The organism is Arthrobacter crystallopoietes BAB-32 (assembly GCF_000328305.2).
In the GTDB taxonomy this organism is placed as follows: Bacteria; Actinomycetota; Actinomycetes; order Actinomycetales; family Micrococcaceae; genus Crystallibacter; species Crystallibacter crystallopoietes_A.
In genome coordinates, this window is the sequence record NZ_ANPE02000290.1 from 1 (window position 1) to 2,438 (window position 2,438).

A 2,438-nucleotide genomic window follows, 5' to 3' on the forward strand; every position below is an offset into this window, starting at 1 on the left:
GCGCCCGCACCCGCTGGTTCCGCAGCAGGCGGAGCCGGCTCGACGGCAGCACTGGAGGCCGCAGCGCCGGCAGGGACGCTCAGGGTTTGGTCGCGGACCTGTTCATCAGTAGGCTGGGTAATCTGGAACATGCGGTTGAGGCTGCTCCAACGGCTTTGGCGGGCAGTGGTCATGGCGTGGGTTCTCCCCTGGACGGTGGCTCGGCAGGCAAGGCTTAGGGTTCCCAGGACAGGCCCTTCCTGAGACCGGCGCTGTCGTGACGAGGCCCAACCGGCAGCGCAAGAATGCCGGTTCCCCTGGAGACCTCGAGCCGTCAGTGTAGCCAACCCCGGTGGCCGTTTCGTGGCCGGAAACCGACCCCCGGGCAACGCGGAAGCGGCCAGCGGGCGCCCCCTTCGGCATTGGCCCAAGTGAACCGCCGTTACCCGAAAGTAGCCCTCCCCGCGCGGCACTTCCGGCAGCCGGTGGAAAGCGCTGCCGGAATCCGTAATGCACTGTCACAAGCCGTCCCAAGCGCTCCCGGCCAGCCCGCCGGCCCGCCTCACGGACGCCGCCGCGAGCCCCTACTCGTACGGATTCACCGCGCCCGCGCCGCGCCGGCCCGACTCGTGGCCTTCCTGCCATGCCGTCCGCACCGCACCGGACAGTTCGGCCAGCAGACTGTACATGGGATGGTCAGGGCCGAGGAAGATCATCTCTTCCTCGGCCCTGACCAGGACGTCGTGGATCTGCCTGCTCATACTCAGGAGTCTCCTGCGCTCCACCCCGCCGCGGCAACCCGCCGCCGCAACACGCAGCACCGCAACCGCCGGGACGGCTAGTCCTTCGTCGAGTACTTCGACCTCTGGTACTGCGTCTTCTTGTTGGCGTAGTGGTACGAATCTTCCATCGTCGTGCCGCTGCTGTCCTTGTAGGAGAAGTGGTAGCTCGTTTCCCGGTACTTGGTCGTGCCGTCGTCGTTGGTGGTCGTGACCTCGTTGCCGCGGTAGGAGTACGAGGAGCCATCGTCGTAGCTGCCGCGACCTTCGTACCCGACCATGTAGTTGCCACTGGGCGTCTGGACCGAGTTCGACACCGAGCGCTCGTTGCCATAACTCCATTTGGAGGCGCCCTCGCTGCTCCGGGCAGCCGCCGGGGCGGCTCCAAGGACCAGGAGGGTGCCGGCGGTAACGGCGGCGAGCACGAGTTTGATGGACTTGCTGGACATTGTTGCACCCCAATTGCATGTGGAACCGGGCCGGCCGGACGGAAGCGCCCTTGCTTCCGCTGTGCGGCCCAACGGGCACAGTGGCCCGCGTGTTTGACGGATATCCCGCTGCTGTCCCGCCGATGGATGGCTGGCGGGAGAGCGACAGAGCTGGTTTCGACTGTGCGCCCCTGCACAGCGGGATTCATAAAGTAGGGAGCGAAGCTGGGTGCAAGCTCGGAATGTTCTCAGCACAACCATGGAAAGGTGCAGGAAGTACGACGGCGGGTGCCCGCCATTTGCTCGCTGGAGCCCTATGCGTCCGGTCCGGACGGCACAATGAGGTTGTCGGGGCCACGGCGCCGGAAACCGGAACAGGAGCGGGAGGATCGGGTGGCGGAAAGCGAACCCAAGGTCGTCATCGTGGGACAAGTGGCGCGGGACCTCGTGCTGTCCATCGACGAATTGCCGGAAGAAGGCGGCTCGGCCACGGTCCGCGAGCGCCGTGAGCTGCTGGGCGGCAAGGGCGCGAACCAAGGCGTCGCCTGCCGGCAGCTGGGAGCGCGGGTGGAGCTGGTCGGCGTCGTCGGGGACGATACCGCCGGGCGCGAGGTCCTCGGGCAGGCTGACGGCGACGGGATGGGCGTGACCGGCGTCGTGCGGCGTGCGGGCGGACGGACGGCGCTGCTGGTGGACCTTGTCGGACCGCCGGGAGTCCGGAGGCTGGTTGAAGACGTCGACGACGGGGTGCTGCTCCGTCCCGCAGACCTGGCGGCGGGCAGGGAAGCGCTGGGCCGCGCGGACGCGGTCCTCATCCAGCTCCAGCAGCCTGGCCCCGTCGTGGTGGCCGCACTGGAGGCCTGCGGGAAGGACGCTCTGGTGGTCGCCGACGGGGCTCCGGCAGACGAGGACACCCGCCGCCACGTGCTGCGCCGCGCGGATGTAGTCCGCGCCGACGCCGCCGAAACCGAAGCATTGGCCGGTTGGCAGCCGCGAACCGTGCAGGAAACGGTCCGCGCGGCCGAAGAGCTGCTGGGCCAAGGCCCGCGCGTCGTCGCGCTGTCGGTCTCCGGAGAGGGGGACGTCGTTGCCTGGCCCGGCGGACATGTCGTCCTGCCGCTGCTGGGCGAGGAACCCGTGGACCCGACCGGCGCCGGTGATTCCTTCATCGCGGCCCTGGCCATGGCGCTGCTGGTCGGCGAAACGGTGGAGCGGGCCGCCTGGTGGGCGGCATCGGCGGCGGCCGAAGTCG

The 2,438-nt window shown here is 68.8% G+C and carries 3 protein-coding genes; 1 reads left to right on the plus strand and 2 read right to left on the minus strand.

All coding sequences use genetic code 11. The features are described from left to right. Positions 1-563 precede the first annotated feature (563 nt). Positions 564-740, minus strand: coding sequence for a hypothetical protein (locus tag D477_RS22890; protein ID WP_005274748.1), 177 nt, complete (start codon positions 738-740; stop codon positions 564-566). Between the two features lie 77 nt (positions 741-817). After that, positions 818-1,207: a hypothetical protein gene (locus D477_RS20075; RefSeq protein ID WP_005274753.1), complete on the minus strand. Its 390-nt coding sequence runs from the start codon at positions 1,205-1,207 to the stop codon at positions 818-820. A gap of 372 nt (positions 1,208-1,579) precedes the next feature. On the opposite strand from D477_RS20075, the gene D477_RS20080 reads away from it, so the two are divergent. After that, on the plus strand, positions 1,580-2,438 hold an 859-nt coding region (locus D477_RS20080; protein ID WP_005274758.1), incomplete at its 3' end, for a PfkB family carbohydrate kinase.

What these genes read in the sequence shown, in the direction of transcription:
- D477_RS22890 (WP_005274748.1), bottom strand. Translation starts at nt 740, where the DNA reads ATGAGCAGGCAGATCCACGACGTCCTGGTCAGGGCCGAGGAAGAGATG.
- D477_RS20075 (WP_005274753.1), bottom strand. Translation starts at nt 1,207, where the DNA reads ATGTCCAGCAAGTCCATCAAACTCGTGCTCGCCGCCGTTACCGCCGGC.